Genomic DNA, 23,012 nt, shown 5'->3' on the forward strand with positions numbered 1-23,012 from the left:
ACCATCAAATCCTCAAACGTACTTTCGGGATCATTTGAATGAGGGGATTCCTGAGGCAGCAGCCGCCAGTTCGTCAGAACGGGTGCGGGCAGCTGCAATGGCTTTCTCAGCCGCTTCAGGACCATAGGCGAGGCCTTCGACCACCACCGTCTCGACGTCGGTGACGCCGATGAAGGCGAGAATCGACTTCAGGTACGGCGTGGCGTGGTTCAGCGCCTCGGCCGGGCCGGTCGAATAGATCCCGCCGGAGGCAAGCACGATATAAGCCTTTTTGCCGCTGGTCAGGCCAATCGGGCCGGTCTCGCCATATTTGAAGGTCAGGCCGGCACGGGCGATATTGTCGATCCAGCTCTTCAGTGACGAGTAGATGGAAAAATTGATCATACCGGTACCGATGATCAGCGTGTCGGCGGCAAGAAGCTCTTGGGTCAGCATGTCTGACGTCTTCGTCACTTCATTCTGCTCGGCTGTGCGGCCGTCGGCTGGCGTGCGAATGGCGGTTGTGAACACTTCGTCGATGTGCGGCAGCGCCGTCGCGGTCAAGTCGCGGTGCACAAGCGTTGCGCCGGGCGTCTGTGCCTTGAGCTTTTCGGCAAGTTCAGTGGCGATCTGGGTCGAGAGAGAATCGGAGCGTGGGCTGGATGTAAGGAGAAGGATGGAGGACATGAGGCATTTCCTTTTTCGATAGGCGGCGGTTCAGTCAGCAATCGATGCCGTTCCCCGAACAGATAGGCCAGCATGACTATCGAAAAAACTGTGATAATATGGATCGCAGTTATCGATGAAGTGGATGGATCGTGCTGCCTAACCCGACATTGGACCAATTGCAGGTATTTCTGGCTGTCGCCGAGGCTGGTAGCTTCTCAGCCGCCTCACGCTCCCTAAACCGCGCCCAGTCGGTGATTTCCTATACGATCGCCAATCTGGAGGCACAGCTTCAAGTCGGGCTGTTCGAACGCTCCGGCGCCCGCCAGGCGAAGTTGACCGATGCCGGTGCGGCCATGCTCGGGGATGCCCGCCGCATCCTCTCCGATTTGGAGGTCATGCGCGCCCGCGTCGGCAGTCTCAAGGAAGGGATCGAGGCCGAGGTCGCCGCGGCCATCAGCGTCATGGTGCCGACCGGCCTGATGGTCGAAGTGCTGCGGGAGTTCCGCGACCGTTATCCGTCCGTCTCTATGCGTCTCAATGTCGGCGAACTCGGAGCCGTCATGGAACTAGTCTCCAGCGGTCAATCGACGATTGGCATCGGCGGTGCGATCTTCAAGCAGGACGATTCGTTGGTAGTCGAGCGCATCGGCCATTCCTTCATGATGCCGGTCGCCGCTGCCAATCATCCGCTCGCCGCAATCGACCGGCCGTTGACGATCGCCGATGTCCGCGAAGAGGTGCAGCTTGTTGTCACCGATTCCACGGCGATGACCAAGGGTCGTGATTTCAACGTTTTGTCCTACCGGACCTGGCGCGTCAGCGACGTCGCCACCAAGCATCATCTGGTGCGGGGCGGCCTGGGCTGGGGCGGGTTGCCGGCGTCGCTGATCCGCGAGGACCTTTTGAGCGGCCGCCTGGTTCATCTCGACCTTGAAGCCTACGAGCAGGGCGAATACCCGATCTATGCGATCCACAAGCTTGCCCATCCGCCGGGTCCGGCGACCGTCTGGATGGTCGATGCGTTTCGCTCGCGGCTGACCACCTGCCCGAGCCGCATCGATTTCATGGAAGGCCGGATGCCCTTTGACAAGCCGGAAGACGCCATCGCCGCGGAATGAATGGACGCCATAGGCGCCCATCGGATGATTCGACGCTTGGCTTCTACAGCACCAGCCTGAAGGTGTGAAAACCGATGGCGATGACGCTGACATCTTCGATCTTGGCGCTTTTCAGGTCAGCGATGAGAACGGCGGTGCAAAAGTCGGCCACGGTGGTGGCGGGATAGTCCCACTTCGGCGGAGTAAATCTCGGCCACCTACTTAGCCTTCTGCGATGAGTGCAGTAGGGTCAGAGGATCTACACAGCGCAACCGAGGTTCGCCAACTGATGAGTAAACTTTTGCGGCCCGATCAACATTACCAATCCAAAAGTTCCATAAATCACCCTTACGCGCCAACTCCATGATATTGCTTGGAAAACGTCTCACTCTTAGCGCGAGGTTTTTTCCGTTGGATGGGAAACGTTTAGGCTTGTTTGTTCTGGCTCGGGGCTTCTCAGGTCGACTCCAGGCGAAATCGGCTTGGAATGAGCGTTGAGAGAAAGCAACTGCTCAAGGCGGGCTCGTGAAATGGCGGGCGCATGGAAACGCATTATGTATCTCTCAATTAACGAGCCTTGATCGTGTCCAACTCTTGTTAATGGCGCAACCACCCAGACCTTCAGTCCCCAGCGAATTGAGGGGCTTATCCAACCTTGCTATCTAGGTTGATTGCATCATCGCAACATGCAACTATTGATTTATGATCCCCCGGCGGTACATACTCAAGATGAAACGATATTTCTTCCACGTTCGGAACGGGCTAATCTTCTTCCAGGATTTGGAAGGAAGTATAGTTAAGGATCTTGAAGCGGCTATCGACGACGCGCAACGATCCGTAAAGGAGATCGTTGCGGATTGTAGCGCGTCTGGAAAACCTGTTGGCGGTCAGCAGTTTGAGATTGTCGATGAAGCTGGCATCGTTTGGGCTGTCATCCAGTTCAGGGCCTTCATCCCCCGGTCTGGTGCCGAGACCCTCGAATGGATCTGAACGGTGCATCGCCTACCAAGCCGATGAAACCTGGGCGCTTGACGCGATTTAACGTACCGCTCGGCTGCCTAGGGGAGCCTAATGCCGATCTTTTGGGCACGCCACATAGCTTGCAATAAGACCTTCGGTTCGCTTCGCGATACGTTCCCGGCTTACGAATTCCCGGAATTCAAGTGCTCTTGTATTTCCTTTCCGGCCTTAAAAAATGGCACCCATTTGTCATCGACAAAGACGGTTTCCCCGTTTCTCGGGTTGTGCCCGGATCTCGGCGGGCGGTGTCGCACGGAGAAGCTCCCGAACCCACGAAGCTCGACCCGGTTGCCCTTTTCCAGGGCCTCGGTAATTCCCTCGAGAATGATGTCGACGATCCGCTCGACGTCTCTGTTGTAGAGGTGGGGATTGCGCGCCGCGACGATTTGGACGAGTTCCGATCTTGTCATTGTTTGGCCTGTAAAATCTGGTGGCTGAACGAATGCTGGTTACTTGTCGGAAGCTGGCACGGCAACCGTGATTACGCAACGCTGCTCGCTTTTGGCCTTTGCGGCCGCTTCAGCACAGGTCGTGAGCGCTTGCTGATTGGCACGCACGAGAGCACTGGCATCGGCAATGCCACGCCATCCCTCGGGACTTGACGACTGCATCAGGGCGATCCCCGCATCCCAGCGATCGGCATTCATGACTGTGGCGGCAATCGCCTTGTCGATCGATCCTGGCAGCAAGCGCGGCCCAAGGGTGAGGAACACTCCGCCCATGACGATGCCGAGGGCCACGGCGCCGAGGAGCCAGCGATCCTGGGTCTGCCGGTCGCGGGCACTGCTGACGACCTCTCTGATGTCGGCCTCTACCCGCTGCAGACCGCGTTCCCGGTTCTCAAGTGTCCGAACGGCGTTAGCCGAGATGCGCTCAGCCGCAGTCTCGATCACCCGGGCATAGTGCTCGGGGCCGTTCTTCAAGGCTGGCGACTTCTGGATAGCCGTCAGGTGCTGCGCGACCAGGACCAGGCTCTCAACCATCTGGCCGATATCCACGCTATGGTCGGCCGGCTGCTGGAACGTCTCGAACCGTTCGAAGGCGGCCTCCACGCCCTTGCGGATGACCACCATTTCGCCACCGAGATCGCGGGCGAGCTTCTCCACGGTCCGGCGCAAGGCCTCGAAGGCTTCGGTCGCCTCATCGATTTCGGACGGCATCGCCCGCTCCTGATCGTCGGTGCTGTCAGTCATACGCACTCCTATCGTTCAAGCCCTTGGCTACGCCCGCGGGAAATCTGTCGGTCCATCTCGCGGGCAATAGTCTTTTCCTGGCGTATATTGCCGATGCCGAGCTCCTGGGCGCGGCTGCGCACGATAGCCTCCACCTGTGGATCCTTTTCGATCTGAGCAGATACCTGGCGCATTTGCCCCTCGACCTTGCCGCGGGCCTTGTCATGGGGCCAGCCGCGAAGGCCCTGGCGTTCCGTCTGTAGTTCCTGCCAGCGATTGATCAGCCGGTCGGCCCGAACGTTCGGATCGGCCTGCAGGGCCTTTTCCTTTTCCATACCGGCGATCAAATGACTGACGCGCTCGCGGCCGGTATATGCTCGCATATCTTTCAAGATATCCGGATCATATCGGGCGGCTGAGGCCATGAGTGCCGGTGACCCCGGCTGGGCCTGCTCCATCTGTCGGCCGGCTCCCTGCAGTTCCAATTTCTGGCTCGCAAGAATGGGCAGCCCCTGATCCTGCATCTTCGCTGCAGCGGTGAAGGCGCGGGCATACCGGTCGACCGCCTGCTCGAACTGCGACGGCCGCCGCCATGCCTCAGGCGATCGTGGAATATCTGGCCTGTCCAGCGGCTCACGCTCCCTGGCGGCAGCATTCAGCTTCAAGCCGGCAAAGATGCTGCGCTTCGAGCTCGCCGCCTGCGGAGGGCGCTCCTCCGCCGTTTTGGGACGATCTTGCAATGGCTGGGGTTGCGACGCTCCCCTGTGCCCGAGCTTCAAGCCAGCAAATGCGCTGCGACGCGGAGCCTGCTGGTGGTCGGAAACAGCCCGAGCGGGATCGCGTTCAGGACCGGCCTGCATTGGGGGTCGCACCTCATCAGAGGCACGCAGTGCCGACCGGTCCTGAACCTCCCGTGCCGGATGGTCCGCACGGGAAACCAGTTCTTGGACAAGCTTTGGGGCAGGAGCAAGATCAATCTCGCTTCTGATGCCAAAATGCTGCGCGACGCCACGGCGCTCGGCAAAGTCCCTGGTATAGTCGAGCGTGGTTTCCTTGGCGCCGGAGCGGCTGAGCCGGCTTTCCATCTGTCGATAGGCAAGTTCGCCGGCGCCAGCGACTTTCCACGAATTGCGCTCGGCAGTCGTGCCGTTTGGAAGGTGCACTGTCTGGGATCCGCGATGCTCAAGCCCGATCCTGTCTCCGATCTCCGGCTTCGCCTCAGCCATTGCCCGACCGAGATCGACGCCCCAGGTCGTGTGCTTCTCGCCTCGATCGTTTTCCAGCGTCACGAAATAGCTGTCGCGGTTACCGGCCTTGTGTTCGAAGGGCGCAACGCCATGCGCGACCAGACGACCTCCATTGCGATTGAACTCGTCCTGGCTCCCATAAAGCTGCACCCCGTCGCGATGGCGGGTCATGGCGACATAGGTCAGATGCCGGTCCATTGTCGCGGACGCCATGACGAACGCCCGGTCGACTGTCGCACCCTGGTTCTTGTGGATCGTCGTCGCATAGCCATGATCAAAACTTTGGTAAGAATTTGTGTCTATCCTTACCAAGCCAACTCCATCCCCTGGCGACAGTACACTGCCGTCGAGCTCCACATGTAGTGCGTCGGGCTCGACGGCCTTGACTGTCCCCAGCATGCCATTCTTCACATCGAGATCGCGATCGTTCTCCAGGAAGACCAGCCGGTCTCCCTCGGCAAAATCGCGCCGGCCATCATTGGTCTGATACGTGAAGGCCTGCAGCCGCTCCTGCTCCTGGGCGGAACCCTCTCGTTCCAGAAGATCGCCACCGTCGCGAACCTTGGCAAGCGCGCCGCGCGCCTGCAGCTCGCTTCGGATTGCCTCGTTGATGGCGCGAACATCGGCACGCCGATGCGCCATCGCCACACGGCTGCCGTCCGGCCGCTGCTCCCGATCGGCAAGATAGTCGCGAACGATCTCGGCGCGTGCCGCCTCGCGCGTCTCGCTGAACGAAACCTTGCTGTTGTCCCGATAGGTAGCCAGACCGTCCACTGTGCGATGAGTGGCAAAGGCAACCGAGGCCTCGCGCTGCTCATCGGAAAGATGCGCCGTCTCCAGGCGCCGGTCGCGATCTACCGATCCATCTTGGCCCACTCGATCTTGCCGGCCGTGTTGCCGATGAGACTTGTGCGGATCGCCATATCCTGCTTGTCTATTGCACGATCGACATGATGTCGGTCGACGCCATGGCTCCGTGCATGTTTCAAGACCTCCGCCCGGCAGGCCATGGCGTGCTCGACATCGACCATTTCGCGCGTCGAAAACCGCGGAAGGGCGATCTCCCCGTCGCCAAGTCAGTCCGCGTCGCTTGCAACTCGATGAGAACAGGCGGGTCCATCAAGGACGCAAACGCGTTTTGAAATGCTACCGGATCCTTGTTGATAGTTAATCAGGATCCCACGCGACTACTGCCTTGGCCAGCCCCGGCTTACCGGCCTTTAGCGGCTTCTTAGAAGGCGGCTAGGCATCGAGTTAGACTCGTGCGCGTGGGGATCGTGATTTTCGTCCTGACGCTCTCATCGGCCGTAACAGTGAAGGTTATGTTTTCGTTATCGCAAATTTCTCCATAAACTTTTTGGGCAGCGGTTGCTTCATCATCCGCCTCGACTAGCGCGGTGTAGGAGACCAGGAAATACGGCATTCATCATCCTTGAAACCTGCTTTGATGGATAAGCGTAGGCAGAATCGTGGGTCGCTACCGTCTGTATCTACTACCTCCCGAGCCGGCGAGAGCAATGGCTCGATCGCTGTCACAGCGGCGGGTGCTTGAAGACCATTTCCCTAATGCGCCAAACAAGACTGCACTGCGACACGGTCTCAATTTGCCCGTGAGGCGATCCCAAAACGTTCCAACATCTGCCTAAGCTGTGCATTCTGGTGCCTCAGTTGTTCCGCGAGGAGCCGCTTCAGGCGGAGGTTTTCGGCAGAAAGCAATGCCAAGTCATCGGAGTGGGTCTCGACTACGTCGACCGCCATCGCGACAGAAGGCGCTGCGATTGCATCCTTGGCAACAGACCTGCGACGTGTGTAACGACGCTTAAGCGCCTTTACTGTCTGGCGTGTCGGCTCACTGGCCGGCACCTTCACGACCTGACTATTATTTGGAACCGCATCTTGATGATTTCGCTCAATCTGGTCGGAATCGATTGCCGGCAACAGACTGTGCGTTTCTCCACCGACCTTGCTGACATCGGCGACTTCGATCTGCTTTTCCAGGTCGGTTGGCAGGTTCTCACAACTGATCGGGGTTTCCGAGTTGGCGTTGTGCAGAAACGGCAGGGTTGCCTCGGTATCTCTCACCAGAGCCGCGAAATCGGTGTTGCCCCAGATGGATTTCGGCTGTGTTTTTAGTCGCCGGCGTGCCGATTTGATTTCGACGACGAAACTGCGCTGCTGTGTTCTCATATTTTTCTCTGACTGTGGTCTACGTACTCAGGAGCGTTCGAAGCGCTTGAGCATTTCTCTGAGCTGGGCATTTTGAATACGTAGCTTTTGCGCCAGCAGATCCTTGAGGTGTTTGATGTCTTCATCCAGGCTTGTCGGGGTCTCAAAAAAAGGGTCCGCGGTCGAAGATGCGGCATTAATGGGCAAGTCCGCGATGGCACCAGGAATTTCATCTGGCGAGCCGACGCGGACTTTCGTTGCGGACTTCAACCTCGCCTGCCGAAGCTTCGGCGACTGTGCAGCAGCCTCTACCTCTAGCCGCTCTTCTAACAGATCGGAGTTGGACTGCGCTTTCTCCTTAGTCACCTCGGCCTTAGCTGTTTCGGGGTAGTCCAATTTCAGATCGGGCGTCTCAGGAACGATTTCGTTCTCAATCGCCGCCAGCGCCGGTGCTAGGTCTTCATGCTTGCCCTCGTTCACTTGCACGGTTCCAGAGATTGCCTCCTGGGACGAGAGCAGGATAGTCGCAGTTGGCCGCAGTTCTATTTCGACAAGCTTTTGAGCGCTGTCAGGCGCGCCTGCTTCGTTTGCTGTCTCGGAGGATTTTTGCCGAGACAGCAGCTGCGCTAGATATTTCCAAGGTGGTTTCATAGGACTTCTTTCTGAGCCGCAGATGTGACAATTCTGACAGCTCCGTCCCGGCTCGAAATCGAGCCAAGATATTTTAAAAGCTAAGATATTTGATGGTTACGGAGATAGATTGCGCGAACAGCGAGCAAAGTTGAAGCGAGATCAAACGCCGAGGCGCTTGCGCAGATCAGCATTTTCAGCGCGCAACTTTTCGGCCAAGGCGTGACGAAGTTTCTTGTTGTCTTCCTCAAGCTGAAGAAGATCAGCCATGTCATCACTAGCGGTGAGAGGTGCTGGCGGTGTTGCCGGCTGCCTGACAGGCTTGGGATTTGCTGGACCCTTGGCCTCTGTCTTCGTCGTCGCAGCGGATACGGTAGTTGTCCCGCGCACTGGTCCGCCTTCAGCCTTGCCAATCCGCATCTGGCGGACCTTCGGTGTCTTTGCAGCTGTAGCGGCTTCAATTTCGGCCTTAGAACGACGAGGCGCGCGCTGTTTTTTAGATTTAGGCGCTTCTGGCGGAGCATCCGGTGCTACAACATCAATCTGCGCGCCTGTTTCGGTTTCGTCAGTCATTGCTATCTCCATGAGCGGGTGAGATTCTTTTCGACTTCAGAACGGCTGGTGTCAACAGAACTGCACTTCATTACCGTCTGTTTCAATCAATGAGGCAGAAATCTAGCGAAATTTCGCATCTGCAGAATTGCTTCACAAGGGGTGGTAGGCCGCGATTGCATCCTGGCTTAAGGGACATCTTGCTTCTTTAGGTAGGTTTGATGGATTGGATTAATCGTGAACCTCCGCGGCTCGGTTGTCCAGATTTTGCAGATGAATTCGTATGGCGTAAGGCCTCGAAGGGCCTTTAGTCGTCGGCCAAAGTTGTAGGCATCGATGAAGTCCATGAGATGATGACGTAGCTGATCGTGGTTGTCGTAGTGGAAGCGTTTCATCCTTGATGGTACGGTTCATCCGCTCGACTTGGCCGTTGGTCCATGGATGTCGAGGTTTGGTCAGCCGATGTTCTATTTCGAGATCAGCACAGGCCAACTCGAACGGATGGCAGCGAAATGGCAGATTGTCCCGGCGCATGGCGTTGATATCTTCAGGCGTCCAGCCATCATCGGTTGGGTCTAGACGTGCCCGTCTGATTAAGGCTCTATAGCCAGTGGATTACTGCCAGGCCATCCGGCCTCCGGTCTCGATTTCGGTGATGTGGCGATCGCGTATCAATGGTTCTAACGCTGATTAGGAGCTTTGAACTGCCGTCTTGGGCGGCGGAATAATGACCTCCACAGTCTCGCCAAAGCATGTTGCCATAAGATCGCGGGTTGACGATTAGGCACATCGTAATGGCCATGTCAGAGTACTTCCGCTGACCACCTCGAGAAGGGCCGCTGTTGGGACAACATGCCTGCTCGCATAGCCGCCTCATTAAACGCCGGTTTTGGGCACCTCCAGTTCGCCCTCATTCAACGCCGTGAAGAGTGCCTCGATATCTGCTTCGGCGATTTCGTCGCCGATGTACCAACTCAACGTGTCATAGAAGCCGAGGAACGATCCGTCGAGCTTGTTCAGGAGCGCAGTGGCATTTGGCTCGGACATATCGAGTTTTGCCATCAGCAGTGCCGTCAGCGCCGGGGAGGCTTTTGCGTTTGCAAAGACAAGCGACGGTGGCGATAGCGTCGATAGCGGCACCGGGGGAAAGGTCTCGGAGACGCAGCCAAGGCGGCATTCCAGGCGGATGTCGCGGGAGGACGCGGCTGCTTCGATCACAAAGGCCTCCGCTTCGAGCACCCAAGTGCCGCGGGAAACATCGAAATACTGGAAATCGCGCGGGGCGAGCGGCAGGGCCACAACGGTGACCTCGCCGGGGTGGAGCGCGATCTTTGCAAATGCCTTGAGTTCCCGGATGGGCCGCCTGAGGCCCGGCTTTACGGGGCGGACGTATAGCTGGACGATCTCCTTGCCGACAACTGATCCCGAATTGCGGATGGTGATGCTGGCCGTACAAGTCATCGAGGGACCGATGTCCTGTCTGTCCAGCACCATCTCCTCGTAGGAAAATTGGGTGTAGCTCATGCCATGGCCGAACGGGAAAAGCGGCGGCATGGCCTTGAGGTCATAGAAGCGGTAGCCGACGAATGTTCCTTCGCTGTAGAGATGCCGACTATTTTCGCCGGGGTAGGTGTGCCAGCCGGGGATATCCTCCAGGCGCGCAGGCATTGTCGTCGTCAGTTTCCCGCACGGATTTTGTTCGCCGAACAGCACCCGCGAAACGGCCTCGCCGCCGCCCTGTCCGGGGTAGAAGCAGGCAAGAATGGCATCGACGCGATCGAGCCACGGCATCTCGACCGCATCCGGCATGGTGAGAACGACGATGACCTTCCGTCGGGCATCGGCGAGGGCGCGGATGAGTTGGTCATGGCCGGCGGCCAGTCTGAGGCTGTCGCGATCGTTGCCCTCTCCATTGCGGGCCTTCTCGTTCTCGGCAAAGACGATGACCACCTGGGCCGAAGAGGCGGCCGCGAGGACGGCCTGCGTTGCAAACCCCAGCGTCGCGTCCTCCGCCCCCGGAAAGGCAACGTGACGCACCGTCAGATCAGGGGAAGCACGCGCGGCGATTTGCGTGAACGGGCTGTCGACCCGAAATGGGTTGGTCGTCGCGGAGCCCGATCCCTGGATCGTCGGAAGTAGGGCGCCGTCCCCGACGACCAGTATATCGCCGGAAGCGGTCGCATCGAGTGGTAGGGTCTGATGCTCGTTGCGCAGCAGCACGATGGATTCTGCGGCGATCTGGCGGGCGAGGGCATGGTGGAGATCGAGGTCCGCCGGCACAGCCGGCTGTGCGCCAGCTTGGCAATGATGGGCGAGGCCGATAACCCGCGCGCAGGCCTCGTCGAGTCTGGATTCGTCGACTTTTCCAGCCTCGATGGCGGCGAGAAGGCGGGCCTTGCGGGGCTTGCTTTCCGGCATGTCGAGGTCGCTGCCGGCTACCAGAGATGCGGGCCGGTCCTTGATGGCGTGCCAGTCGGACAAGACGAGGCCATCATAGCCCCATTCGTCGCGCAGCACGTGCTGCAAAAGCCAGGGGTTCTCCGCGGCCTGGACGCCATTGACCGGGTTATAGGCGCTCATGACCGTCCACGGGGCGCTTTTTGCGATCGCCCGTTCGAAACCCGCGAGATAGATTTCCCGCAAGGCTCGCTCGTCCACGTCGGAACTGGTCGTCGTCCGCTCGATCTCGGAATTATTGCAGGCGAAGTGCTTCAGCGATGCGCCGATGCCATTGTCCTGCAAGCCGGAAATCAGGGCGGCGGCAAGCTCGCCATTGATCACCGGATCTTCCGAGTAATATTCATAAGCCCGTCCGGCAAGCGGCGTGCGCCGCGTGTTGATGCCGGGGCCGAGGAGGAGATGGATGCCGAGGCTTCGGCATTCGCGCGCCAGTGCCTCGCCCATCCGGTAGAGCAGGTCGAGGTCCCAGGAGCAGCCGACAAGGTTTCCGTTGGGAAAACAGGTCGCAGGGCGTGTCGTGCCGAACATGCCGGCTGTGTCGTCGGCTTGCTGGTTCACCACATCCAGAAATGCGGCAAGGCCATTCTCCGCGTCGTCGCCGGCATCGATCTGTGTCGTCGAGTAGCGAACGCCATAGGTTCCATCGGTCATCAGGATGGATTTTATCCCCAGCCTGTCGATGGCAGCTGTCCTCCAGAGGCCGCAGCCGCTGACGAGCTCGACCTTCTCTGCCGGCGTCATCGCCGCGACCAGCGAGCGGATTTCCTTTTCGTCAGCGGGAGACATGGCGGATTTTCCTTTGTCGGCATGCTGGAGGGAAGGACCGCGCGAGTCCCGTCAACAGATCTTCTGGAGCAGTTCCATCAGCATCATGCGTTCTGCGGCCGTCAGCGGGCCAAGGGTCTGCTGCGAGATCTCCAGCGCGATGGAAAGATTGCGCTCGACCATAGCCCGGCCTTCTTCGGTCAGCGTCAGCACGAGACGCCGCGCATCCGCCGCGTCAGGCGCCGTATGCACCAGGCCGCGCTTCACGAGTCGGTCGACGACGCCCTTGATGGTCGCCATGTCCATCGCCGTCTCGCGGCCGAGATTGCCCTGCGAGCAAGGTTGCAGGTCCTTGAGCTTGACGAGCGCCGCCCACTGGGTGGTCGTCAGCTTCTCGGCGATCAGGTTGGCGAAAATCGACACGTGGCGCTGGTTGGCCTGGCGCAGGAAGAAGCCGATCTGCTCGCCCAGCGTATACTGCGCCTGGTCGCGTTTCGCCGCTGGCGCTGCTGTACCGTCCGATTCCCGGGCGTTGCCCTTGAGTGGAATGTCCATCTTCTCTCTCAACCTGGCTCATGGCTGCCGAAAGTCGGCGACCCATGAAAAGCCGTCATGCGGACCACCAATCCAGAATGGCGTCCGTCGTCAAAATTTCAATCTGCTCCGAGAACCTCGGCGCCAGCCGCGTCAGCACCATTTCATGGGCGACCATGTCGCCGCTGGCTAGGGCATCGCTGGCAAGGATCACCTTGTATCCGAGGTCCACGGCATCGAGCGCGCTGGCATAGACGCACACATCCGTCTCGACACCGGTGAAGACGATCGTATCTATACCCTGTGCATCCAGGCGCTCCACGAAGCCCGGAGTCTCGAAGACAGAATAGGTCTTCTTGTCGACGATCGAACCCGGCCGTGCCAGCGACGCCAGCGGCGCGACGAGGTCCAGCATTGCCGGATCGAGTTCGTCCAGCGTCACTGCCTTCCAACGCTCGTAGTAGCTCTGCCATTGTCCCCTCGCATCCGCCGGCTGTTGGGGCACGACGAACCGGGCGAATACCGTCCTGTCCGGCTGCGCTTCGGCAAGCTTCGACACATTCGGCACGATGGCGGCGAGGCCAGGCGTGAACCAGGCCGTCTCTTCGGCAAAGAGCCGTTGCATGTCGATGATGAAAAGCGACACGTTGCCGGACAGCGGCGCGCCCGTCATCATCAATCCAGTACGCTGACGGTGTGTTCCGGCGACCAGTTCAGTGTCACCGTATCGCCTTCGCTGAGCAAGGTGCCGTCCCTGTTTTGCACGAAGAGCTTGAGAGGGATGCCATCGGCTGTTTCCAGCAGATAGGAAAGCACCGCTCCGGCATAGATCACCGTCGTGATGCGTGCCGTCAGGTTGTTGCCTTCGCCATTGCCGGCGGCAATGAACATCTTCTCGGGGCGGACTGCCAGCGTCGCCTTGGTGCCGTTGGCCGGCAGGGGGCTGGCGCTGCGCACAATTGTGCCATCCGGGAGCTTAACTCCGCCGTCCTCGACGGTTCCGGTGAGGAAGTTGGAATCGCCCAGGAACTCCGCGGCAAAGCGCGTCAGCGGCTTTTCGTAGACAGCGTCGGGCGCGCCGATCTGGATGATGCGGCCCTTGTCGAGGATGGCGACCTTGTCGGACAGGGTCAGGGCTTCCTCTTGGTCGTGGGTGACGAAAATTGTCGTAAGCCCGCTCTCGCGCTGGATGCGCAGCAGTTCGACCTGCATCTCCTGGCGAAGCCTGCGGTCGAGCGCTGACAGCGGCTCGTCGAGCAGCAGCACGCTCGGCTTGATGACAATGGCGCGTGCCAGCGCAACACGCTGCTGCTGGCCGCCGGAGAGCTGCTTCGGCATGCGGTTGGCAAAACCGGGCAGGCGCACCATGTCGAGGGCGCGATTGACTTCTTTGCGCGCCACCGCACCCTTGATGCCGCGGCGCTCGAGACCGAAAGCCACGTTTTGGGCGATCGTCATGTGCGGAAACAGCGCGTAGGACTGAAACATCATGCCAATGTTGCGTCCCCAGACGGGCACGTTTGTGACATCCTTGCTGCCGATGGTCACGACCCCCTGGTCGGGCTTGATGAAGCCGGCGATGATGCGCAGGAGCGTCGTCTTGCCGGAGCCGGACGGTCCGAGAAGGCTGGTGAACGAGCCCTCCGGGAATTCGGTGGTGATATCGGCGAGAACAGGCGTTGTGCCGTAGGTCTTGGCAACGGAATGGACGTTAACGTTTGTCACTTGTGTCTCCGGGCTTGGCGAAGCGCGCAAAAATCAGGATCACGGTCATCGAACCGAGAAGAAGAACAGTCGAGATCGCATTGATTTCAGGGGTGAAGCCCTTGCGGATCGAGGAGTAAATCTGAACCGGCAATGTTGTGAAGCCGGGTGTTGCGAGGAAATAAGAGATCACGAACTGGTCGAGCGAGACCGCGAAGGCGAACAGGGCAGCCCCCAGGATGCTGGGATAGAGCAGCGGCAGGGTCACCGAGAAGAAGGCATGGACGGGCGTGGAGCCCAGGCTCATGGCGGCCTCCTCGAGGTCGGCCCGGATCGTCCGGAAGCCCGTTCCGACCACCAGCACCACATAGGGGATGGCAAGGGCGACATGGCCGATGATGATCGCATGCATGCCGCGACCGATACCGGTCCAGTAGAAGAAGATGAGCATGGCCGTGCCGGTGATCAGCCACGGAATGGCGATCGGCGGCAGCAGCATGATCTGCAGGAAGCTTTTGCCGCGGAACGTGCTGCGCGATAGGGCAACCGATGCCATCGTGCCGAGCGTGGTCGCCAAAATAGCGGTGATGACGGCGATGATGATACTGTTCATGCCTGCGGTCAGCAGGATGCTGTTGTTCCAGAGCGCCTCATACCAGCGGGTGGAGAAGGTGAAGGGCAGTTCGTAGAGCGGCGAGGCGTTGAAGCCCATGGCCATCATCACGAGGATCGGAGTGTAGAGGAAGACAAGGATGGCGATCAGATAGAAACGGCCAAGCGATTTCATTCGGTGTCTCCTCCCTAGGCTGTGGTGCCGCGGCGCAGGACGCCCGAGAACGTTGCAAAGATAGCCAGCACGACGGCAAGCAGCGTGAAAGACAACGCGGCGCCAAGCGGCCAGTTGAAGGCCTGCGTAAACTGGTCCTCGATGACCGTGCCCATCGTCACGCCGACGCGGCCACCGAGAATGCGAGGTTCCATGAAGGACCCGATCACCGGAATGAAGGTCAGCACGGCGCCCGAGACAAGGCCGGGTGCTGCCATAGGCACGAGGATCTTGAAGAGAATGGTCCACCAGCGCGCACCGAGACTGGAGGCAGCCTCGATGATCGCCTCATCGATAGTCACCAGCGCGATGTAGCAGGTGAGGATCATGTAGGGCAGGTAGCCATGTACCAGGCCGACGACGATCGCGTAACGACTGTAGAGAAAGCCGATCGAGCCGGCCTCGGGAAAGACGATGTGGAACAGCGTGTCGAGGAAGCCGTTCTCGCGCAGCACCATCGTCCAGGAAAAGACGCGAACCAAACCGTTGGTCCAGAACGGCAGGAGGATGAGGATCAGCAGCATTTCGCGCGTCTTGCCGAAGGTGGAGCGGGTGAGCGCGACAGCCGCCAGAAAACCGATCACGGCGCAGGAAAGCGTCGTCCAGAAGCCGATCAGCAGCGACGTGACAGCAATGCCGACCAGATAGGGCTGGTCGATGAAGGCCCGGTACTGTTTCAGGGTGAAGACGATTGGCGCCTTGCCCATCGGAGTGGCCGACATGAAGCTGAAGACCAGCATGGTCAGCAACGGCAGGAAAACAGCGAGGGTCAGCCAGCCATAGGTCGGCATCAGCAGGGCCGTCGTCGAAACCCAGGATGGAAGGGCGCGTCTTGAGCGCAGACCCGAGGGTCTGCGCTCCGACGTCAGTGTACCGGTCTCATTCCGCATAGAAGGCTTTCACTTCCTGCCACAGGTTGTTGAATGCTTCGCGGCGATCATCCGGGAGAGCCGACATGATGCCCATGGTCTTGAGGTATTCCGGCTTGTGAACCTGGCGGCTCAGGTCGTCGGCCGGAAGAGCGGCCAGTGCTGCCGAGTTGGACGATGCCGGCGCGCCGACCTTGGTCGCCCATTCAAGGTAGAAGGTCGGGTCGATCAGCCAGTTTGCGAAGGCCAATGCGCCTTCCGCATTCGGCGCGGATGCCGGAATGCCGAGACCGTCCACCCAGCCGATGCCGCCTTCCTTGGGAACGACGAAATCTACAGGCAGCTTCGAATTGCGCTTTGAGCGCACGGAGCCACCCGACCAGAACAGCGAGAGGTCGAATTCCTTGGCTGCGAACGACTTGTTCCACTGGTCTTCCGTCGACCAAAGCAGCTTTACGTTCGGCTTGATGGACTTCAGCGCATCGCGGACGGCGCCTAGATCCTTGGGACTGTTAATGTCCTGGCCGGTCATCAGCGCGCCGGCGGCAACGCAGATGATCGCGTCGTCGTCCATGGCAACGCGGCCCTTGTAGGCCGGATCAGCCAAGACCTTGTAGCTGTCCGGAACAGGCATGCCGTCACGGATCGCCAGCGAGGTCATGCCCCAGACCCACGGAACCGCATAGCCCTTGCCGTCCTTCAGGAAGTTGACGTTTGAGCGGAGGTTGGGATCGATCGTGGCGGCGTTCGGAACCTTGCTGAAATCGATCGGCTGCAGCAGATCTTCCGCCGTTGCCTGCGCGCAGCGGGCGGCGTTCAGGATGACCATGTCGTAGGCGCCCGGATTGGTGCGCAGCTTGGTCAGCATTTCCGATTCCGAACTGTAGTAGTCGTGGACGACTTCGATGCCGGTCTTTTCGGCGAAGGCCTTGATCGACCAAGCTTCGTCGGTGCCGTAGCCCTGCCAGTTTAGAACCGTGATCTTGCCGGCCGAAAAGGCACGGCTCGGCAGGCCCGAGAATGTTGCACCGGCAATCATTGCGCCGGACATTAGCTTCAGCGCGTTGCGTCTTGTGATTTCAGTCATTGTGTAACCCCTCATGAAAATTCTCTGTTTTCAGTGTCCACGGCCGAAGCCGACGACCCAAGCGATATAAAAATCAAAGGCAATTCGCGTTTCACAAAACGCGCCATATGATTTGTATACAAACTAATAAAGGAGAGGCGAACAACCTGGGCATGCGTCTCTGAAGGCAAGCGTCGTCGCAGCGCCGTTCGCAACAGCACCAAAATAACGCAATCAATCAGCCACAGTCAGTAGGATGTCTCCATCACGAGCATAGCGCCCCGATGCGCAGACTTCCGTTCAACCCTCTTGCTCTTTCGGCAGTCTTTTTACTTTGTATGCAAAGTAATATGCGTATTTGTCACATGTCAAGTTCCATCAACTGCCATTGACGCCCGCGCTGTCAAAAAAAAGAGATTCAATTTCCGGCCTAGGGCGCATGGCGAAATTTCGACGCGGACGTCGTCCGCAACCGCCTCGAAAGCGAGCTCCTCGCCACCTAGCCGCGCCGCCACGATGCTGCCGGTAGCGACGTGCGGCAGGCTGATGAAACCGGCGCCATCCACCGGTCCGATCGTGCAGGCAAAACGTGCGTTGCTGAAGGCGATCTGCGACAGGGTGGTCTGGAGATCGGTCGTGAGCGACAGGCGTCCGTCCAGCGTCATCTCCAGCAGGCCGCCGGCAACAGATAGCGACATCATGCCGGAAGGAGACAGCATCGGCCCGATCGAAAGATCGGCACGCGTGTTGTGCAGTGTCCAGCCGGTCCACGGATCGAAGTCGACAATCTCACCGACGGCCATCAGTGGCAGCAAGCCTGCCCAGATATAGAAGGGATCCGTATCGCCCTGGTCCATCGCCTCGCCGGTCACAGCATTGTAGTTTTCGGACGCGATACGGTTCTTGCTCCAGTTCTTCATGAAGAGTTCATAGCTCTGACGCGCGAGCTTGCTTGCCTCGGCCGCAAAACCGTAGCGGCGCAGGCCGAGCCAGACCATGTAGTTGACGTTCGGCCAGATGCGGCCGCGCCAGTATACGTTGTCGGTAAACGCCGGGTCGTCGCGCGTCGCATTCGGCAGGACGTAGTCGCCGCCAAAGGTGCTCTCGTCATTGAGGTGCCCAAGCAGCCGCTCGGCCTGCTCCGGGCTGGCCGCGCCGCACAGGAGGGGATAGAAGCTAGTGGGCGAAAGTGAGCGGACGAAGCCGCCGTGGCGCTGGCGGTTGGCGAATATGCCTCTGCTCTCGTCCCACAGATGCTCCGAGATCAGCTTCCGGCACCGCTCGGCAATCTCTCCGAATTCACGGGCATCGTCATCATTGCCGAGAACCACGGCCATTTTCGCCAGCATTTCGGCATCGAGCACCGCGGCGCAATTCAGCCCCAGATCGAATGTCGACAGGGTGCGGGTGACGGGATCGTAGATGGCCTCGTCATGGGTGGAGGAATTGTCCATGCCGGTCTCGTTGCGCGCGGCAAAATGCGTGCCCTTATAGAGACCTTCGCCGACATCGGATGTGCCGCAGGACAGCAGCCCGAACGTATCGGGATCGCGATGCTCGCGCCACCAGCGTTGATTGCGGGCCAGCGCGTCGTAGCTTGCGGCCAGCAGCGAGCGTTCGCCGGTGCGCTGGTAGAGCTGCCAGGCGACGAGCGCGCCGTTCGGATGCTGACTGCGATCCACCCAGGCATCGTTCGAGGTGACGATGCAGGCGATGTTGCCCTGGGGCGTGGCGCTCGCCATTGCCGTCGCCATGTTCTCGCGCGCCAGATCGGCATCGAAGACGCCGGCGAGCAGTGCCGCAAACAGCTGGTCGTTGTACCAGACTGCAAATTTTCCGAGATTCCAGATGCGTGTCACGGCCGTGTAGGGCCGCGCATTGGTCTCGTCCCAGATCGTGTTCCAGGCAACCACATCGCGGATCGCATCGAGCGATCCTTCATAGTTGCCGTCATGGGCGCTTGAAGCGGCGGCCGCCTTTCCGGCGGCGAGGCAAGCCTCGGCCTTTGCGATGGCAAGCTCCGCACTGTCGGCCACTGCGGCGGCATAGGCGCCCTGGCGCATCATTTCCAGATTGAAGCGCAGGCCGATGACAGGCGCAACGTTCTTCCGGCTCGCGGTGTAGAAATAACCGTTCGCCTCAAAATCGGCCCTGAGCGCCTCTACTGTGTCATGGCCCGTCACATGCACCGGCGCCTCCGCAGTGGCGACTGCCACGAAGCGCGTGCCGATCTTGACGAGGGTAATGCCGCGGACTGCCTCGTAAGTGACCATTTCGCCGCTATCGGCCGAGACTGCCAGCGTCAACCAGAAGCGCAGGCCCCATTCACCCGCAGCCTTGCCCTCCCAGCTGCCGCGAACCGCGAAAGGATCGGCCTTATCGGTCCTGAACGCGACGGTCGTGCCGCTGTGGTCGGTTTCCAGCTCGATCAACGACCCATCGAGCGCGTGGCGGCCCAGGCGCACGGGGTCACGCCGCGGCTCGATGATGGATGTTGTGCGGCTGCGCGTGGAATAGAGAACGGGCGTGATGCGCACGCCGAGCGGCAGGAACACCATTTCTGCGGGTCTGTCTGACCAGCTATTCCAGGCGCGCATCAGGGGAACTGTCGAGTGTTTCAGCATGATCTCATTCCGGTCGGTTTCGCAGCGGCACGAGGCGAGGCGGGGCGCTTAACCCGCTCTTGTCCAGGGTGCTGCCGAGATAGGGTGTGTTGGGGTAGTAGCGGTTTGCCGCCGTATTGGCGACATGAAGCTCGAGTTGATGCCTGCCGGCGGCAAGGTGACTAAGCGAAAAGCGATAGGGCCGCCATCCGCGCCGTCCCACTTGGGCTCCGTCGAGATAAGCGGTTACGACCGTATGCACCGCCAACAGTTCCAGTATCCAGTCGCCTTCGTCGTCCACGCTGAAGGAGAGGCGATAGATGCCGGTTCCGCTGAAGGCCTCAAAGCCTTGCACCTCCCAGCCGCTTTCGACGGATATGGATATGAAATCCTGGCCTTGCCCGGCCGAGAACGTCCATCCGGCTGCCAAGGCGACTGTCCGGCTTCGGTCAAGCGGCGGCTGGCTCGATAGCCGGCCAGATCCGGCAACCGCCTGCGAAGCTGCGCAAAGGCGGATGCAACGGACCTCGTGCGGCTCAAGAAGGACAGCCAGGCGCCGGACGCCAGCGAACGTCTCCGCAGCGCCTTGTTCCGGATCCCATGTTTGGTAGGCGAAGCCCTCACCAAGCGCGATCTCAAAACGCATCTCTTGCGTGCCATCGTTGAAGACAACCATCCGCCACCAGCCTTCCCGATCGTAGCCGACCCAGTGCCTTGGTTTGCCACCCTGTATCTGTGGGCCTGATGAAGCGATGGTCGAGAGCAGCGCGGACATTGCCTCCGCATCCGGCATGGCCTCCAGATGCCTGCTTGCCTCGATGGGACCCACCGCCTGCTGCCCGGCGCAGACCCCTGACAGCCTTTCGCCGGACGACCACACTTGGCCGCCGGCATTCCGGAATGCATCGAGCCTCTCGATCGTCGCTGCCGATTGCACCACGGTGGTGGACGGCAAGACAACCGCGTCGAAAGCAAGACCGGATGCGAGCAGGCACCCGTGTTCAAATGTTGCATCGGCGACATCACGCTCGCTTACGAACATGAAGTCGCAGCCTTGGGCCAGCAAATGCTCGCACCAGGCTCCAATATGGGCGGCATGGCTGTGCCGGGGCCCTTCGGCAAAGGCTGTAAACAGGGGATAGAGGATCGCGACCGGTGTCCGCGGCGTGGCCGGCTCGATGAAAGCGGAGACGCGCGCGATCTCCAGTGCAAAGAGATCGTGATAGCTCCACCACGGCTCGAAGTTGATGCCGGGGGCGAAGTCGAAACGCGGATTGGTGAAGGGCGTCGGGTCATTGTCGCGACCGTCCGTCAGGTAGACGCCGTGCCAGAGGAACTGCCGGGCGCCGAGGCAGGCGAGGCGGATGGCCCCAGCGCGTGCAGCCTCACGCGTCACCTCCCACTGGCCAGCAGCTCTGACCTCAGTGCGTCCGGCACTGAAATAGGTCTCGACGACGCAGCGGCTGCGCCCGTTCGAGCGGGCGACGGAATCGCCCAGCTTGGCGGAAAGCTGCGGTTCGAGGTTGTTTGCATCCACCGCCGTCTGATGGCGGAAGGCATCGATGCCGAAGAAGTCGACGGCAGGCGCGACGCGCGGATCGATGCTCGTGAAGCCGCCATTGGGCGCCCAGGAACCGACATGGGCCAGCACTTCATGCCCGGTCAGGACGATACGCGTTTCCTCCGCCCATTTCCGGAGCGTGCCGAAGAAGGCTTCATTCATCAGGGCGGAATAGGCGGCGTGAAACCGTGCACGTAGCGGCAGCGTCCGGGGTCCGACGTCACGGACGACCGCAAGCAGGGCATGCGCGAAGGGTGCCATAGCATTTGCTTCAACGTGGTCCCGAAGGCCAGGCGCATACAGCAGGCTGTTGCCGAGATTGCCGACCATCTCGTCCCAGCGGTAGAAACCGGGGGCGGGCTGATCGTAGAATACGGATTGCACCGTGCGCGGCACGTGTTCGCCCAGTGCCGCGACGAGGGGCTCGAGGCCGACATCGATGAAGCGCTCGGCAGCCTCGGGCAGCAGGTAGTTGATGATCCTGGAGGTCGCGGAGCGTGCGCTGACGAAAACCGTCAGCATGGAGCCTGATGCGATCTCGCCATCATATGCATAATGGCAGGCTATGGGATCGGAGTCGGTGATGCGGACGCGCGAAGTCACATCGACTATCTCGTCCAGGCTGTCGATCGTAGCGGAAGGATGCAGCAGCGCCGCCTCGATCGTCCATTTGCGCCACTCGATGCACCCACCTTCGTATTGCCAGGCAATGATATCGGCACCCATCGTCTGCGTGAAGGATGGACGGATGGCGCTGATCCCCCCTTCGCTATGCAGGGCTGACGACCAGAACAGGTGGCGTTCCCGCAGATCGTCCCGCCCTTCCACCGTGCGGCCACCGGCGTGACCGCTGATCCAGTTATACTCGTCGTACATGCCGAGTTTCAGCTCGAGTTCAGACGCGACATCGGCTGCATCCCGGTAGGCGACCAGATAATCGGATGACAGATAGGCTTCAAGCGGCAGGGCAAGCCGTGCCTGGATCAGGATGGTGCCGATACCCTTTGCCTGGAAATCGACAAGTTGCGTCCGGCAGGTCGCCTTGTCCGGAATACTGTGCCAGAACCAGTAGGCGGATGGGCGAAACGCATTTGTCGGACTCTGGAAGATCGTCCGACTATCGATATTCGCAATGGATACTGTTTCCGGCAATACCTCTTCCTCAGTGTGCGGCGGCAGGAACGCGTTGGATAGCGGCCGAAGCGTCGTTCCATGCCGGCTTGTCCGGTGCAAAACGTGCCCGCAGATAGTCGGTGAGATCTTTCAACTGGGTCTCGTCGAGCGTGTTGCGGAAGGACGGCATCGACATGACTTCGGGTGCCTCGCGCCCTGTCGTCGCGGCAAGGATAGCCGGCGCTTCGACGCCGCCGAGAATTGCTTGGATGACATTGTTGGGCGTATCGGCATGCAGGTTGCTGTTAAGCGCCAGAGATGACAGGACTGTGTTGCCGGCATGGCAGGTAGCACAGGCGCCGTTGAAGATCCGCTCGCCCTTCGGCGAAACCAACGCTGCGTCGCGCGTAGCGCTGTCGCTGGCAGCAATGGCGGTCTGGCTTTGAGCCGCGGCCCTGGCGGGATCGCCGTCCCCGTTGAGGCTGGCAAGATAGTTTGCCATCGCGCGGATATCCGAATCTGGGAGCGGCTGCATGACCTCCACCACATGGGCCATCGGACCGGCGGCACTGCCATGGTCACGCGAATGGCCGCGGCGCAGGTAGTCATAGAAGGTGTCTTCCGTCCAGCCGACGGGCCCCTTGGCCATCGCATTGAGGGCAGGGGCCTCCCAACCATCGACAAAGCCGCCGGACAGGTGGGCGCTTCCCGTCTTTTCGGCACCCAGCGCATTGCGTTCACTGTGGCAGGCGGAGCAGTGGCCGAGCGTCTCCACGAGATAGGCCCCCCGGTTCCAGGTGGCATCACGCGTCTTGTCGTAAGTCATCGGCGACGATTTCAGGAAGAGCGCATTCCATCCGGCCATCATCATCCGGATACCATAAGGGAATTTGAGCCTCGTCTCTAGCGCCTTTTTGGAGACTACTGTTTGCGTCATCAAGTATGCATAGAGCGCCTGTAGGTCCGCATCTTCCGCACC

20 protein-coding genes and 1 pseudogene are annotated in these 23,012 nt (G+C 60.1%); 1 reads left to right on the forward strand and 20 read right to left on the reverse strand.

Features of this window, described 5'->3' with window-relative positions; genetic code table 11:
* Nucleotides 1–30 precede the first annotated feature (30 nt).
* Nucleotides 31–666: an NAD(P)H-dependent oxidoreductase gene (locus EQW76_RS26855; RefSeq protein WP_143123427.1), complete on the reverse strand. Its 636-nt coding sequence runs from the start codon at nt 664–666 to the stop codon at nt 31–33.
* A gap of 131 nt (nt 667–797) precedes the next feature.
* Between EQW76_RS26855 and EQW76_RS26860 the strand changes: the two genes are divergently transcribed.
* Nucleotides 798–1,766, forward strand: a complete 969-nt coding sequence (locus EQW76_RS26860) for a LysR family transcriptional regulator (protein ID WP_142831780.1) — start codon at nt 798–800, stop codon at nt 1,764–1,766.
* Nucleotides 1,767–2,507: 741 nt separating this feature from the next.
* On the opposite strand, the gene EQW76_RS26865 is transcribed toward EQW76_RS26860, so the two are convergent.
* The 19 genes and pseudogenes from EQW76_RS26865 to EQW76_RS26955 all read right to left on the reverse strand — a co-directional run.
* Nucleotides 2,508–2,744, reverse strand: coding sequence for a hypothetical protein (locus EQW76_RS26865; RefSeq protein WP_142831781.1), 237 nt, complete (start codon nt 2,742–2,744; stop codon nt 2,508–2,510).
* A gap of 143 nt (nt 2,745–2,887) precedes the next feature.
* The gene (locus tag EQW76_RS26870; protein WP_142831782.1) at nt 2,888–3,175 is read right to left on the reverse strand and encodes an integration host factor subunit beta; all 288 of its coding nucleotides are present in this window, start codon (nt 3,173–3,175) and stop codon (nt 2,888–2,890) included.
* Between the two features lie 39 nt (nt 3,176–3,214).
* On the reverse strand, nt 3,215–3,958 hold the full coding sequence (locus EQW76_RS26875) for a DUF6118 family protein (RefSeq protein WP_142831783.1): 744 nt from the start codon (nt 3,956–3,958) through the stop codon (nt 3,215–3,217).
* 8 nt (nt 3,959–3,966) lie between these two features.
* Nucleotides 3,967–6,060 carry a hypothetical protein gene (locus tag EQW76_RS26880; RefSeq protein WP_143123428.1) on the reverse strand — a complete coding sequence of 698 codons (2,094 nt, stop codon included), beginning with the start codon at nt 6,058–6,060 and terminating at the stop codon, nt 3,967–3,969.
* Nucleotides 6,039–6,173, reverse strand: coding sequence for a hypothetical protein (locus EQW76_RS30190; RefSeq protein ID WP_257623450.1), 135 nt, complete (start codon nt 6,171–6,173; stop codon nt 6,039–6,041). Before EQW76_RS30190 ends, EQW76_RS26880 begins: the two co-directional genes overlap by 22 nt.
* Nucleotides 6,174–6,783: 610 nt before the next feature.
* On the reverse strand, nt 6,784–7,371 hold the full coding sequence (locus EQW76_RS26885; RefSeq protein WP_142831785.1) for a hypothetical protein: 588 nt from the start codon (nt 7,369–7,371) through the stop codon (nt 6,784–6,786).
* Between the two features lie 27 nt (nt 7,372–7,398).
* On the reverse strand, nt 7,399–8,001 hold the full coding sequence (locus EQW76_RS26890; RefSeq protein WP_142831786.1) for a hypothetical protein: 603 nt from the start codon (nt 7,999–8,001) through the stop codon (nt 7,399–7,401).
* Between the two features lie 141 nt (nt 8,002–8,142).
* Nucleotides 8,143–8,553 (reverse strand): SyrB-like regulator, encoded by a 411-nt coding sequence (locus EQW76_RS26895; RefSeq protein WP_142831787.1) that lies wholly within the window; start codon nt 8,551–8,553, stop codon nt 8,143–8,145.
* A 167-nt stretch (nt 8,554–8,720) separates the two neighbouring features.
* Nucleotides 8,721–9,045: pseudogene (locus tag EQW76_RS26900) on the reverse strand (integrase core domain-containing protein); the annotation flags it as partial.
* Nucleotides 9,046–9,408: 363 nt separating this feature from the next.
* Nucleotides 9,409–11,778 carry a glycoside hydrolase family 3 C-terminal domain-containing protein gene (locus tag EQW76_RS26910; protein WP_142831788.1) on the reverse strand — a complete coding sequence of 790 codons (2,370 nt, stop codon included), beginning with the start codon at nt 11,776–11,778 and terminating at the stop codon, nt 9,409–9,411.
* A gap of 51 nt (nt 11,779–11,829) precedes the next feature.
* On the reverse strand, nt 11,830–12,312 hold the full coding sequence (locus tag EQW76_RS26915; RefSeq protein WP_142831789.1) for a MarR family transcriptional regulator: 483 nt from the start codon (nt 12,310–12,312) through the stop codon (nt 11,830–11,832).
* Nucleotides 12,313–12,367: 55 nt separating this feature from the next.
* Complete coding sequence (locus tag EQW76_RS26920) at nt 12,368–12,967, reverse strand: cysteine hydrolase (protein WP_142831790.1); 600 nt, start codon at nt 12,965–12,967, stop codon at nt 12,368–12,370.
* Nucleotides 12,967–14,016, reverse strand: coding sequence for an ABC transporter ATP-binding protein (locus EQW76_RS26925; RefSeq protein ID WP_142831791.1), 1,050 nt, complete (start codon nt 14,014–14,016; stop codon nt 12,967–12,969). Before EQW76_RS26925 ends, EQW76_RS26920 begins: the two co-directional genes overlap by 1 nt.
* Nucleotides 14,003–14,782 (reverse strand): ABC transporter permease, encoded by a 780-nt coding sequence (locus EQW76_RS26930; protein ID WP_142831792.1) that lies wholly within the window; start codon nt 14,780–14,782, stop codon nt 14,003–14,005. Before EQW76_RS26930 ends, EQW76_RS26925 begins: the two co-directional genes overlap by 14 nt.
* Nucleotides 14,783–14,796: 14 nt before the next feature.
* The gene (locus EQW76_RS26935; protein ID WP_142831793.1) at nt 14,797–15,711 is read right to left on the reverse strand and encodes an ABC transporter permease; all 915 of its coding nucleotides are present in this window, start codon (nt 15,709–15,711) and stop codon (nt 14,797–14,799) included.
* Nucleotides 15,701–16,777: an extracellular solute-binding protein gene (locus EQW76_RS26940; RefSeq protein ID WP_142831794.1), complete on the reverse strand. Its 1,077-nt coding sequence runs from the start codon at nt 16,775–16,777 to the stop codon at nt 15,701–15,703. The genes EQW76_RS26935 and EQW76_RS26940 overlap by 11 nt, the downstream gene beginning before the upstream one ends.
* 347 nt (nt 16,778–17,124) lie before the next feature.
* The gene (locus EQW76_RS26945; RefSeq protein WP_142831795.1) at nt 17,125–19,380 is read right to left on the reverse strand and encodes a trehalase family glycosidase; all 2,256 of its coding nucleotides are present in this window, start codon (nt 19,378–19,380) and stop codon (nt 17,125–17,127) included.
* A 4-nt stretch (nt 19,381–19,384) separates the two neighbouring features.
* Nucleotides 19,385–22,072: a carbohydrate-binding protein gene (locus EQW76_RS26950; RefSeq protein ID WP_143123429.1), complete on the reverse strand. Its 2,688-nt coding sequence runs from the start codon at nt 22,070–22,072 to the stop codon at nt 19,385–19,387.
* A 10-nt stretch (nt 22,073–22,082) separates the two neighbouring features.
* A partial coding sequence (locus EQW76_RS26955) for a c-type cytochrome (RefSeq protein WP_143123430.1) occupies nt 22,083–23,012 on the reverse strand: 930 nt, incomplete at its 5' end.

The sequence above is a fragment of the Rhizobium sp. rho-13.1 genome (assembly GCF_007000305.1).
GTDB classification, from domain to species: domain Bacteria; phylum Pseudomonadota; class Alphaproteobacteria; order Rhizobiales; family Rhizobiaceae; genus Rhizobium; species Rhizobium rhododendri.